General features: G+C 68.3%; 12 protein-coding genes and 1 tRNA gene. 10 read left to right on the forward strand and 3 right to left on the reverse strand.

Annotation, left to right across the window (positions count from 1 at the left end):
- Positions 1–12 precede the first annotated feature (12 nt).
- The gene (locus OG992_RS30260; RefSeq protein WP_266304923.1) at positions 13–1,191 is read left to right on the forward strand and encodes a PLP-dependent aspartate aminotransferase family protein; all 1,179 of its coding nucleotides are present in this window, start codon (positions 13–15) and stop codon (positions 1,189–1,191) included.
- A gap of 3 nt (positions 1,192–1,194) precedes the next feature.
- Here the strand turns inward: OG992_RS30260 and OG992_RS30265 are convergent, their stop codons facing one another.
- The gene (locus OG992_RS30265; RefSeq protein ID WP_238686054.1) at positions 1,195–1,845 is read right to left on the reverse strand and encodes an epimerase; all 651 of its coding nucleotides are present in this window, start codon (positions 1,843–1,845) and stop codon (positions 1,195–1,197) included.
- Between the two features lie 124 nt (positions 1,846–1,969).
- Here OG992_RS30265 and OG992_RS30270 point away from each other — a divergent pair, with 124 nt between their 5' ends.
- Positions 1,970–2,821: an alpha/beta fold hydrolase gene (locus OG992_RS30270; RefSeq protein ID WP_266304924.1), complete on the forward strand. Its 852-nt coding sequence runs from the start codon at positions 1,970–1,972 to the stop codon at positions 2,819–2,821.
- Positions 2,822–2,829: 8 nt separating this feature from the next.
- On the opposite strand, the gene OG992_RS30275 is transcribed toward OG992_RS30270, so the two are convergent.
- Both OG992_RS30275 and OG992_RS30280 read right to left on the reverse strand, forming a co-directional pair.
- The gene (locus OG992_RS30275; RefSeq protein WP_266304925.1) at positions 2,830–3,093 is read right to left on the reverse strand and encodes a hypothetical protein; all 264 of its coding nucleotides are present in this window, start codon (positions 3,091–3,093) and stop codon (positions 2,830–2,832) included.
- A 518-nt stretch (positions 3,094–3,611) separates the two neighbouring features.
- Positions 3,612–3,688 (reverse strand) — tRNA-Leu (locus OG992_RS30280).
- Between the two features lie 105 nt (positions 3,689–3,793).
- Between OG992_RS30280 and OG992_RS30285 the strand changes: the two genes are divergently transcribed.
- From OG992_RS30285 to OG992_RS30320, 8 genes are all read left to right on the forward strand, one after another.
- Positions 3,794–4,414, forward strand: a complete 621-nt coding sequence (locus OG992_RS30285) for an ANTAR domain-containing response regulator (RefSeq protein WP_112582684.1) — start codon at positions 3,794–3,796, stop codon at positions 4,412–4,414.
- 13 nt (positions 4,415–4,427) lie between these two features.
- Complete coding sequence (locus OG992_RS30290) at positions 4,428–5,597, forward strand: hypothetical protein (RefSeq protein ID WP_266304926.1); 1,170 nt, start codon at positions 4,428–4,430, stop codon at positions 5,595–5,597.
- 257 nt (positions 5,598–5,854) lie between these two features.
- Positions 5,855–7,015, forward strand: a complete 1,161-nt coding sequence (locus OG992_RS30295) for a branched-chain amino acid ABC transporter substrate-binding protein (RefSeq protein ID WP_238686058.1) — start codon at positions 5,855–5,857, stop codon at positions 7,013–7,015.
- A gap of 109 nt (positions 7,016–7,124) precedes the next feature.
- Positions 7,125–8,075, forward strand: coding sequence for a branched-chain amino acid ABC transporter permease (locus OG992_RS30300; protein WP_124815745.1), 951 nt, complete (start codon positions 7,125–7,127; stop codon positions 8,073–8,075).
- Positions 8,072–9,181, forward strand: coding sequence for a branched-chain amino acid ABC transporter permease (locus OG992_RS30305; RefSeq protein WP_091407909.1), 1,110 nt, complete (start codon positions 8,072–8,074; stop codon positions 9,179–9,181). The genes OG992_RS30300 and OG992_RS30305 overlap by 4 nt, the downstream gene beginning before the upstream one ends.
- A gap of 46 nt (positions 9,182–9,227) precedes the next feature.
- Positions 9,228–10,019 carry an ABC transporter ATP-binding protein gene (locus tag OG992_RS30310; RefSeq protein ID WP_238686069.1) on the forward strand — a complete coding sequence of 264 codons (792 nt, stop codon included), beginning with the start codon at positions 9,228–9,230 and terminating at the stop codon, positions 10,017–10,019.
- Positions 10,009–10,719, forward strand: a complete 711-nt coding sequence (locus OG992_RS30315; RefSeq protein ID WP_238686059.1) for an ABC transporter ATP-binding protein — start codon at positions 10,009–10,011, stop codon at positions 10,717–10,719. The genes OG992_RS30310 and OG992_RS30315 overlap by 11 nt, the downstream gene beginning before the upstream one ends.
- A 37-nt stretch (positions 10,720–10,756) precedes the next feature.
- Positions 10,757–11,668 (forward strand): ABC transporter substrate-binding protein, encoded by a 912-nt coding sequence (locus OG992_RS30320; RefSeq protein WP_266304927.1) that lies wholly within the window; start codon positions 10,757–10,759, stop codon positions 11,666–11,668.

The raw sequence follows: 11,668 nt of genomic DNA on the forward strand, positions 1-11,668 counted from the left end.
ACCAGCCACCAAATGTTCGACGCTACCGCCATGACAACGATGGACACCCGGGCCGTCCACGCCGGCCGCGACGACCTGCGCACCCTCGGCGTGCACGTACCACCCATCGACCTGTCCACCACCAACCCGCTGCCCTCCGTCGACGACGGCGGCGCCGCGTACGAGCAACTCGCCACCGGCGGCACCCTCCCCGCCGACGGCGGCGCCGTCTACCAACGGCTCTGGAACCCCACAGTCGCCCGCTTCGAAACCGCCCTCGCCGAACTGGAAGGCACCGCCCAAGCCGTCGCCTTCGCCAGCGGAATGGCAGCCCTCACCGCCACCCTGCTCGCCGCCGCCCGCGACGACCGCCGGCACGTCGTCGCCGTCCGACCCCTCTACGGCGGCACCGACCACATCCTCGCCACCGGCCTGCTCGGCACCACAGTCACCTGGACGCGCCCCGACGAGGTCGCCGCCGCCATCCGCCCCGACACCGCACTGATCATCGTCGAGACACCCGCCAACCCCACACTCGACCTGGTCGACATCGCCGCCCTCGCCGCCGCGGCCGGCGACACCCCACTGCTGGTCGACAACACCGTCGCCACCCCCGTACTGCAACAACCCGCCCGCCACGGCGCCACCCTCGTCCTGCACAGCGCCACCAAGAGCATCGGCGGACACGGCGACGTCCTCGCCGGCGTCGTCGCCTGCGACGACACCTGGGCCGCACGGCTACGCCAGGTCCGCGCGGTCACCGGCGCGATCCTGCACCCCCTCGGCGGCTACCTGCTGCACCGCGGCCTGCAAACCCTGCCGCTGCGGGTCCGCGCCCAACAGGCCACCGCCGAGAAACTCGCCGGCTGGCTCGCCGACCACCCCGCCGTACACCGGGTGCACCACCCCTCGGTGCACGACCCGGCGGCGCTGGTCGGACGGCAGATGTCCGGACCCGGCAGCCTGCTCGCCTTCGAGGTACACGGCGGCGCGCCCGCCGCGGCCACCGTCGCCGACGCCTGCCGCCTCATCACCCACGCGGTGTCCCTCGGCGGCGTCGACACCCTCATCCAGCACCCCGCCTCACTCACCCACCGGCCGGTCCAGGGCGACGCCAAACCCGCCGCCGCCCTACTGCGCCTCTCGGTCGGCCTCGAAGACCCCGAAGACCTCCGCGCCGACATCGCCCACGCCCTCGACACGATCGCCTGACCCTCAGCGCAACTCGCGGTTGCCCAACACCCGCACCGGCGAACCCTGCCGAGCCACCCGCAGCATCGCCCGACCGATCCCGTCGGTAGTGGTGACCTGATTCGGCAGCAACCGACTCAGCACCGGAAACAGCGGACGGGTGACCGCGTACCCCAACCGGTACCACCGCGTCTTCGACACCGCCCCGTACGTCGGCTGGATGAACCCCGGCCGCGCCGCGTAACCGTTGGGCAGCAGATCCATGATCGCGTTCTCGGCACGCCCCTTGACCCGCGCCCACATCACCCGACCCCGACCCGACGAATCGGTCCCCTGCCCCGAGACGTAGACGAAGGTGACCTGCGGACTCACCTGCGCGAACAACCGCGCCGCCGCCATCGGGTAGTCGTAGCTGACCCGCGTGTACGCGGCCTCGTCCAGACCCAACGAGGACACCCCCAGGCAGTAGAAACACGCATCCACACCGGTCAACTCGGCCCGCACCGCGCCCAACTCGCCCACGTCCGCGACCGCCAGCTCCCGCAGCTTCGGATCCCGCACACCAGTCGGCCGCCGACCGACAGTCAGCACCTCCCGCACGTCATCGGCCAGCAGGCACTCGCGCAACACGCCCTGACCGACCATCCCGGTCGCACCGAAGACAACCACCCGCATCAGATCGCACCCCTGTCGTCGACCTCGCCACTCACGTCCTCGCAGGCTCCCACGATCGGCATGACCGGCGACGGCTGGGGAAAGCCCCGCCGACCGAATCCACCACACCGGCAGGGGGACGAACGTGCCGTTCATCACCGTGGGCACCGAGAACAACACCGCCATCGACATCTACTACGAGGACCACGGCTCCGGCCAGCCGGTCGTGCTCATCCACGGCTTCCCGTTCAACGGCGCCACCATGGAGAAGCTGACCAACCCACTGCTCAACGCCGGCCACCGGGTGATCACCTACGATCGCCGTGGCTTCGGCGCCTCCAGCCAACCGGACACCGGGTACGACTACGACACCCTGGCCGCCGACCTCGACACCCTCATGACGGAGTTGGACCTGCGCGACACCATCCTCGCCGGTCACTCCATGGGCACCGGTGAGGTGACCCGCTACCTCAGCAGGTATGGCTCCGAGCGGGTCAGCAAAGGCGTACTGCTCAGCCCACTGGCGCCGTTCCTGCGCAAGACCTCGGACAACCCCGAGGGGGTCGACGGAAGGGTCTTCGACGGCTTCAAGCAGGCCGTCGCGGCAGACCGGTTCGCCTACCTCACCGCCTTCTGTGCCAGCTTCTTCAACTACGACAAGACCAAGGGCAAACAGGTCAGCGAGGAAGCGTTCCAGGCGCACTGGGCCATCGGGCGGCTCGCCTCCGCCAGTGCCATGTACCAGTGCATCGACGCCATCGCCACCGACTTCCGGGCCGACGTGCCCCGCATCGACGTGCCGATTCTCATCGTCCAGGGCGACCAAGACGCGGTGCTGCCCTACCCGGTCACCGGCCAGCGGCTCGCACCGATGCTGCCCAACGGCAAGCTCGTCACCCTCAAGGGCGCCCCGCACGGCATCCCGTGGACGCACGCCGACGACGTCAACAAGGCGATCATGGACTTCATCGGCGCGCCAGCCATGGCCCGTGCCTGAGCGCCAGGTCAGGACTTGGGGCCGACGTGCCGGTCCAGTGTGGCGACGGCGTCGCGTCGCGCCACCGACAACGAGTTGCGTCGGTTCATCCGCCAGGCGACGCCGAGCAGGTCGAGGCTCCACTGGCAGAGCCGCATGATGTCGGCCGACTCGTTGACGAACATGTAGCGCGGGTAGACATACGCCTTGCCGCGCACCGTCACCCGGTTGGCGAACCGGCAGCCGTCGGAGTGGAACAGTCCACGCAGGAAGTCGCCCGGGTGTGCCGTCACGAGTTCGCGTTGCCAGTCGGCCAAGATGATCGGGCGTTCGTGTTTTTTGCCAGGGCCATGCTGAGGGAGCAGGCAGGGCCAGTGCTTGCCGGAACTCTGCACGCTGACGCAGCCGACCTGCTGGACGCGCTGCACCCTCGCGGCGAGCACTGCTCGCATAGCGGCGTCACAGGCCTCGATCAGGCCTGGCCAGCTATCGCTGCAGGCGATGCGAAGCACCGGGACCCGGGTGGACGTGACGAGATGACCGTCGCCCAGGTAGAGGCCAAGTAGGTACAGGTATGACGACGGATCTGTCTGAATGTTGACGTTGGGTCGGCAGCGGAAGCAGCGGGACTCGGTGCCTTGCTGTTGTGGCTCAGCCGGCCCCCTGCACCAGCCGCGAACGGTTGGATAGGGAAGTCTCAGTCCTCGGGCGACCTCAGCGACCGTGCTGCCGGCGAGGTGCTGACGCCGTGCTCGTAGGCGCAGTTCAGGTGGGTGCACAGCACGATTTTGGAACAGCCGTACGACAATTTTGGTGCCCCCGGTGGGATTCGAACCCACACTGTCGGAGGTTTGAGCTCCGCTTCTCTGCCGGTTGGAATACGGGGACGCTTGGCCGAATGCTCTGGTGGCCTCCCATAGGTTACCTACTACGCTGAGGGCGGCGACACCCGGTCGGGTTGGTGTCGGCTTATGACTGGTGGGGGTAGGGCTGGTGGCTGAGATGCCGACGGATGCCGAGCGTAGGCGCGTACTGATCGCCGAGGACGAGGCGCTGATCCGGCTGGACCTCGCCGAGATGCTGGTCGAAGAGGGTTACGAGGTGGTGGGGGAGGCCGGCGACGGCGAGACAGCCGTACGCCTCGCCGAGGAGCTGAAGCCCGACCTCGTCATCCTCGACATCAAGATGCCGATCATGGATGGGTTGGCCGCCGCCGAGCGCATCGCCGGTGCCCGGATCGCCCCGGTGATCATTCTGACCGCGTTCAGCCAGCGTGATCTGGTGGAGCGGGCGCGGGCGGCCGGCGCGATGGCGTACCTGGTGAAGCCTTTCCAGAAGAGCGACCTGGTCCCGGCGGTGGAGATCGCGCTGTCGCGGTACTCGGAGGTCGCGGCCCTGGAGGCGGAGGTCGCGAGCCTGACGGACCGTCTGGAGATCCGTAAGTCGGTGGAGCGCGCCAAGGGCGCGCTGATGACCACGTACGGGATGACCGAGCCGCAGGCGTTCAAGTGGATCCAGCGCACGGCGATGGACCACCGGATGACAATGAAAGAGGTTGCCGAGCGGATCCTCGCGGAGACCGCCGGCGGCGAGGTGACCCTGCCGGCACCCTGATCGGCATCGACCCGTGTCGAGGCGGATGGGGGCAGTGCTCGGCGTTCTCGCCGTGCTGGTGGCCGCCTGTGAGTCCTCGGCCTGTTCCGACTGTGCGGGGCCGCTACCGGTCCGGCCTGCCTGGCAGTCGGTGGTTCTGCCGGACACGCCGGGTGTGCCGGGTCGATCGGTGCTGCGCGACGCCACCGCCTGTGCCGACCGGTGGTACGTGGTCGGCGGCGTGGTCGATCTGGCCGGGGAGACCCGCCCGGCCGCCTGGAGCAGCCCGGACGCCAGTTCCTGGGTGCCGCTGCCGACGGCGCCGGTGACGTTCTACGGCCGGCAGCATGTGCTCTCCGCGGCGGCCTGCCGGGATGGGCGGCTGGTGGCGGTCGGGGCGAAGAGTGGGGGCGCGCACGGCAATCCCCGTACTGGCACCTGGAGGCAGGCGTCGGACGGCACGCTGCACGAGGTGGACGCGCCTTTCGAGCGGTACGGCGGGCCGCGCGCTGTCAATGTGGCCCGGTTGGCGGCGGGGCCGCAGGGCTGGTTGATCGCTGGTAGTCGGATCGACGGTGCGGCGGTGTGGATCTCCCCGGACGGGGCCGGGTTCGCGCTGGTGGAGGGCGCACCAGAGTTGGCCGGTGATGAGCGGGGGCGGACGGCGGCGTACGACGGGGTCGCCGTGCCGTCGGGTTGGTTGGTGGTGGGTGCGCTGCTGCCGCCTGGGGGTACCGCGCTGACGCCGCTGGCCTGGTCCTCGGCGGACGGCCGGAGCTGGCGGCGGGCTGCCCTGCCGGTGGTGGACGGGCGGGGGCAGGCGCAACGGGTGGCGGTGGTTGGCGACGTGCCGGTGGCGGTCGGGCCGGTGCGGGCTGGGTTCGGCAGTTGGCGGCTGACCGCGCAGGGCTGGCGGCGGGCGGGCGGATTCGGGGCGGCCGGACCGGGTGTGGCGTCGGCGGCGGGGCTGGTGGCCGTCGGGCAGAGGTTGGTGGCGGTGACGAGGGGCGGGGACCGTCACACACTGTGGCTCTCGGTCGATGTGGGCGAGTCATGGCGGCCGATGATCTTGCCGCAGCCGGTGCCGGACAGCGGAGACACTGCGGTCGCGGTGACCTCGACGGGAGATCGACTGTTGCTGGTGGCAAACGATGGGAAAACGTCGCGTGCCTGGTGGGCGGGGGTTTCAGACCTCGATCGGTAGCTGACGGAAGCCCGCTGGCCGGTGCCGACGAAACAAAGGTGAAAAGGCTTCACGACCGAAGGTTCTTACAGGGATCGTTTCCAATCCGCCACGGCGTGTAACGGTTCGGTCAACCCGCTCGCTTGGGGCTTACGTCACAGCTCCACGGTGGGATAACGTCCGGCCCCAGACCGGCGACGACGGTCTGGTTCGTCCGCCCCCGCAAGGGCCAATAGCCAGCGGGTGGTTCGGACCATGGGACGAGGAGGGTTCGGGCCTTGAGGCAAAAGCTCGCGCGCGTTATCGGTGGGGTCGCCATGGTGGCGCTCGTCGCCGGCGGAACCGCATGCTCCAGTGGCGACGATGCGGCAGGCGGGGGCGGTGACGCCTGCGGCAGCAAGATCGCATTCTTCGGCGCGCTGACCGGCAGCTCGGCCGCGCTCGGCATCAACGAGAACAACGGTGTCAAGCTCGCCGTCGACAAGTACAACAAGGAAAACGCCGACTGCAAGGTCGAGCTGGCCTCCCTGGACTCGCAGGGCAGCCCCGACCAGGCGCCTGGTCTGGCGCAGAAGGCGATCGACGACACCAAGATCCTTGGCGTCGTCGGCCCGGCCTACTCGGGTGAGTCCGAGGCCGCCGGCCCGCTGTTCAACGAGGCCGGCCTGGTGACCATCACCCCGTCCGCGACCCGGCCGAGCCTGGCCGACCAGAAGTGGAAGACCTTCTTCCGCGCGGTCGGCAACGACTTCAGCCAGGGCCCGGCGGCCGGCAACTACATGAAGAACGTGATGAAGGCCGACAAGGTCTACGTCATCGACGACCAGTCCGCGTACGGCGCCGGCCTGGCCGACGAGGTCAAGAAGCTGCTCGGCCCGGCGGTTGTCGGCTCGGACAAGGTCCAGGGCGAGGGCAAGCAGACCGAGTTCTCCGGCGTGGTCACCAAGGTCAAGGCCGCCAACGTGAAGGCGATCTTCTACGGCGGTTACTACCAGGAGGCCGGCCTGATCCGTAAGCAGCTCACCGCTGCCGGGGTCACCGCGCCGCTGGTCGCCGGCGACGGCGTCAACGACGGTGCGTACATCACCTCCGCTGGTCAGGCGGCGGCTGAGGGCACCATCCTCACCTGCCCGTGCCAGCCGGCCGCTGAGGCCCGTGGCACCTTCGTGCAGGAGTTCAAGGCGCTCAACGGCACCGACCCGGGCACCTACAGCGACACCGCCTACGACGCGGCGAACATCCTGCTGGCCGGTATCAAGGCTGGCAAGACCACCCGTGAGGGCCTGCTGGAGTTCGTGAAGGGCTACAGCGGCGAGGGTGTCGCGGCGAGCTACAAGTTCACCGAGACCGGCGAGCTGGACCCGGCTCAGGTCAAGGTCTGGGCCTTCAAGGTCACCGGCGGCAAGGTTGTTCCGGACCAGGAGATCCCGAAGTCCTGATGTTGGTCGCTGCTTCGGCGATTGAGTTGTGATCGCGGGTGCGGCCGGGAGCTGCTCGCTCCCGGCCGCACCCCAATTTTCTCTCCAGACGTGATGGAGCGTCCCTCCCTTGGACTTCAATGGACTGTTCTCCAACTTCGGGGAACTCACCACGACCGGCCTGACCCAGGGCGCGATCTACGCCCTGGTCGCGCTCGGCTACACGCTGGTCTACGGCGTGCTGAGACTCATCAACTTCGCTCACTCCGAGGTCTTCATCGCCGGCGCGTTCGCGGCGATCTGGACCTGGAACGGCTTTGGACTCGACCAGAACTCGCAGGTCAGCGGAATTGGATCGATCCTGTTCTACCTGCTGGTGGCGATGATCGTTGCCGCCATCGCTTCGGCGGGCACCGCGACGGTGATCGAGCGGGTGGCGTACCGGCCGTTGCGTAAGCGCAACGCCCCGCCGCTGGCCTTCCTGATCACCGCGATCGGTGCCTCGATCGCGATCTCCGAGGCCTTCGGCATCTGGACCCGCCGACTGCCGGAGGGCGCGCCCAGTCTGGTGAGCAGCAAACCGCTGTTCCACCTCTTCGGCGTGCCGATCGACTCGATCCAGCTGCTGACGATTGGCGCGGCGCTGCTGATGATGGTCCTGCTGGACCTCTTCATCAACCGCAGCCGTACCGGCCGGGGCATCCGGGCCGTGGCCCAGGACGCCAACACCGCCGCGCTGATGGGCGTGAACAAGGACCGGATCATCCTGATGGTCTTCATCACCGGTGGTGCGATGGCCGGCGTGGCCGGTCTGCTCTACGACGTGCGGATCCAGACCCTGACCTACAGCGTCGGCTTCCTGCTGGGGCTCAAGGCCTTCACCGCCGCGGTGCTGGGTGGTATCGGCAACCTGCGCGGCGCGCTGATCGGTGGCCTGCTGCTGGGCGTGGTGGAGAACTACGCCGCTGGTCTGTTCGGCAGTCAGTGGAAGGACTTCGCCGCCTTCGCGGTGTTGGTGGTGCTGCTGATGTTCCGGCCGACGGGTCTGCTGGGCGAATCGCTGGGGAGGGCACGAGCATGACGACCGTCCTGGAGAGGGTGCGCTCTGGCCGCGAGGCGGCCGGAGAACGGTGGCGCGGCGCGCCGCGCTGGGTGCGTTGGGCGTTGCTGGTCGCGGTGATCGCGTTCTTCTACGCGCTGCCGAACAGGGAGTTCTACCAGTATCTCGGGCCGATCCCGACGCCTGGTGCGAACTTCACGCAGGTGCTGTTCACCGTCTCGATCTACGTGCTGCTGGCCGTCGGGTTGAACATCGTTGTCGGTTTCGCCGGCCTGCTTGACCTGGGCTACTTCGGCTTCTTCGCCGTCGGGGCGTACACGGTCGCGGTGCTGACCTCGCCGAGCAGCAACCTCAAGACGCTCTGGCCGTGGCTGCTCGTGGTGCCGCTGGCGATCGGGTTGACCATGCTCTCGGGTGTGATGCTCGGTACGCCGACGCTGCGTCTGCGCGGTGACTATCTGGCGATCGTGACGCTCGGCTTCGCCGAGATGATCCGGATCGCGGCGGTCAGCTCGGAGTTCCTCAAGGGTCAGCGGGGTTTCAACCAGATTCCGCACCCGCCCGGTAAGTACGCCGACGGCAAGCCGTTCTTCGGCGTGCTGGACGCCCGGCCGTACTACTGGCTGGTGCTCACGCTGATCATCCTGGTGGTGATCGGTGTGCGGAACCTGACGCACAGTCGGGTCGGTCGGGCCTGGATCTCGATCCGGGAGGACGAGGACGCCGCGCAGCTGATGGGTGTGCCGACGTTCAAGTTCAAGCTCTGGGCGTTCGCCTCGGGTGCCGCGATCGCCGGTCTGGCCGGCGCGCTCTTCGCGGGTAAGCAGAACTTCGTCAACTCGCAGAACTTCGAGCTGCTCAACTCGATCATCATCCTGGCGGCGGTGATCTTCGGTGGTTCGGGCAACATCGTCGGCGCGATCGTCGGTGGTGGCCTGGTGGCGTACATGATCGAGCGGTTCCGCGGCATCGAGCTGTTCGGCGTGGAGCTGTACGAGTACCGGTTCCTGATCTTCGGTCTGGTCCTCGTGGTGATGATGATCTTCCGGCCGGAGGGCCTGATTCCGAACCGACGACGGGCGGCGGAGTTCAAAGACCGTCGCAAGGAGGTGATCGTCGGTGAGTGACACCGATCAGACGCCGGCTGTTCCGGCGCAGGCCGGCGCGCCGGCGATGGAGGCGGTCCCCAACCGGGAGCCGCTGCTGGAGGTCGACAACGTCACGCTGCGCTTCGGCGGCGTGGTCGCGCTCGACAACGTCAACTTCACCCTCTACAAGGGGGAGATCCTCGGGCTGATCGGCCCGAACGGCGCTGGCAAGACCACCTGCTTCAACGCGATGACCGGCATCTACCAGCCCACCAAGGGTGAGATCCGGTTCCGTGGCGGCAAGATCAGTGGGAAGAAGCGCCACCAGATCACCCAGATGGGTATGGCCCGGACGTTCCAGAACATCCGCCTGTTCCCGGAGATGACCGCCCTGGAGAACGTCCAGGTCGGCGCGGACGCGCACCACAAGACCAGCGTGCTCTCCGCTCTGTTCCGGTTGCCTCGGCACCGGCGCGAGGAGCGTGAGGGACGGGAGAAGGCCGAGCGGCTGCTGGAGTTCGTCGGCATCCGGCACCGGCTGCACGAGTTCGCCCGCAACCTCTCCTACGGGGAGCAGCGGCGGTTGGAGATCGCCCGGGCGCTGGCCACCGATCCGGTGCTGCTCTGCCTGGACGAGCCGGCCGCCGGCTTCAACCCGGCGGAGAAGGAGGAGCTGCTCCAGCTCATCCGGCAGGTCCGGGACACCGGCGTGACCGTGCTGCTGATCGAGCACGACATGCGCCTGGTCATGGGCGTCACTGACCGGATCGTCGTGCTGGAGTTCGGAAAGAAGATCGCCGAAGGGCTGCCCGCCGAGGTGCGGGACAACCCGAAGGTGGTCGCGGCGTACCTGGGGGTGCCGGACGATGTTGCTTGAGATCGAGGATGTGAGCCTGCTCTACGGGCGGATCCAGGCGTTGCACGGCATCAGCCTGACCGTGGCCGAGGGTGAGATCGTCGCGCTGATCGGTGCCAACGGCGCCGGGAAGTCGACCACCATGCGGGCGATCTCCGGCATTCGGCCGATCGCCACCGGCAGCATCCGTTTCGAGGGCGAGGACATCTCCAAGCTCCGGGCGGACCTGCGGGTCCGGCGAGGGCTCTGCCAGGCGCCCGAGGGCCGGGGGATCTTCCCCGGCATGTCGGTGCTCGAGAATCTGGACATGGGGGCGTACACCCGGCGCGACCGCGCCGGGATCGCCCAGGACCTGGCCCGGGTGCTCGACCTCTTCCCCAGGCTCGCGGAGCGACGTAAGCAGGCCGGAGGTACCCTTTCCGGCGGCGAGCAGCAGATGCTGGCGGTCGGTAGGGCGTTGATGAGCCGGCCCAAGCTGCTGTTGCTCGACGAGCCCTCGATGGGGTTGGCGCCAATGCTGATCCAACAGATCTTCGACATCATCAAGGAGATCAACGAGCAGGGCACCACAGTCCTGCTGGTGGAGCAGAACGCGCAGCAGGCGCTGGCCCGCGCGCACCGGGCGTACGTGCTCGAGACCGGCAAGATCGTCAAGACCGGAACCGGCGCCGAGCTGCTGCACGACCCGGCGGTCAAAGAGGCATACCTCGGCGTGGCCTGAGCGGCCGTCACACCCCTCACGCAAGGAGTGCAGAGACATGTTCAATACCAACGGTGCCCGCCGGGCGGCGTTCGGTGCCGCCAGTGCGGCGCTGCTCGCCCTCTCGCTGACGGCGTGTGGGGAGAAGGAGAACAGCGGATCGCCCGGTGCCGGTCCGACCGTCACGGCGGCGGCGGACTCGGCGCTGGCCGGGAAGGTGCCCGACGCCATCAAGTCCGACGGTGTGATCAAGGTCGGCACCGACTCGACGTACGCCCCGGCGGAGTTCCTGGACCAGGACGGCAAGACGGTGGTCGGGTTCGACGTCGAGCTGTTCAACGCGGTGGCGCAGAAGCTCGGTCTCAAGGCCGAGTACGAGTCGGCGCCCTTCGACGCGATCCTGCCCGGTGTCGACTCCGCCAAGTACGAGATCGGCGTGTCGTCGTTCACGATCAACGCCGAGCGGCTCAAGAGCGTCAACATGGTGAGCTACTTCTCCGCCGGTACCCAGTGGGTGACCAAGGCCGGCAACGCGGCCAAGATCGACACCGAGAACGCCTGCGGCAAGAAGATCGCCGTGCAGACCGGCACCGTGCAGCTCGACGACATCACCGCCCGGTCGAAGAAGTGCACCACCGGCGGCAAGCCGGCGATCACCATCGACCAGTACCAGGCGCAGAGCGACGCCACTGCCGCCGTGTTCAGCGGCAAGAACGACGCCATGCTGGCCGACTCGCCGGTCGGGGCGTACGCGGTGAAGCAGAGCAACGGCTCGCTGGAGCTGGTCGGCGAGATCTACGAGTCCGCCCCGTACGGCTACGCCGTCAAGAAGGACCAGACCGCCTTCGCCGAGGTGCTCAAGGAGGCCGTCCAGGCGGTCATCGCTGACGGCTCGTACCAGACCGCGTTGAAGAAGTGGGGCGTCGAGGGCGGCGCCATCACCTCCTCGGCGCTGAACCCCGCCAGCTGA

Source organism: Micromonospora sp. NBC_00362, assembly GCF_026342155.1.
In the GTDB taxonomy this organism is placed as follows: domain Bacteria; phylum Actinomycetota; class Actinomycetes; order Mycobacteriales; family Micromonosporaceae; genus Micromonospora; species Micromonospora hortensis.